The sequence below is a fragment of the Streptomyces beijiangensis genome (genome assembly GCF_017315755.1).
Classification (GTDB): Bacteria; Actinomycetota; Actinomycetes; order Streptomycetales; family Streptomycetaceae; genus Streptomyces; species Streptomyces beijiangensis.
On record NZ_JAFLRJ010001626.1, the window covers coordinates 1 to 289 of the forward strand.

Annotated in this window: 1 protein-coding gene; it reads right to left on the reverse strand. The window is 67.1% G+C overall.

Going from position 1 to position 289, the window contains the following annotated elements; genetic code table 11:
• A partial coding sequence (locus J0695_RS42965; protein ID WP_242553838.1) for a helix-turn-helix domain-containing protein occupies positions 1–183 on the reverse strand: 183 nt, incomplete at its 3' end.
• Between the last annotated feature and the right edge of the window lie 106 nt (positions 184–289).

The window sequence follows — 289 nt, forward strand, 5'->3', positions numbered from 1 at the left end:
CAGAATGTCCGTGCTGTATGTACGCGCGCCGCGCTTCTCCAGCCGGGAGACGGCCGACTGCGAAAGACCGATCGCCCCGCCGAGTTGCGCCTGGGTCATGCGCCGGTCCTGCCGGACAAGTTCGATGACCTTGCCGTAGTCCCTGGCCCGGGACGCCTCCTGGACCGCTGTCGCCTGCCGCATCACGGCACACCCCCACGTTACGAGTCCACACGGCACCGAGCGCCTGCCCGTACCCGCTCTGCTCATATCCGTATGCGGGTGCCGCATCTGTGATGGTCCCACAGCA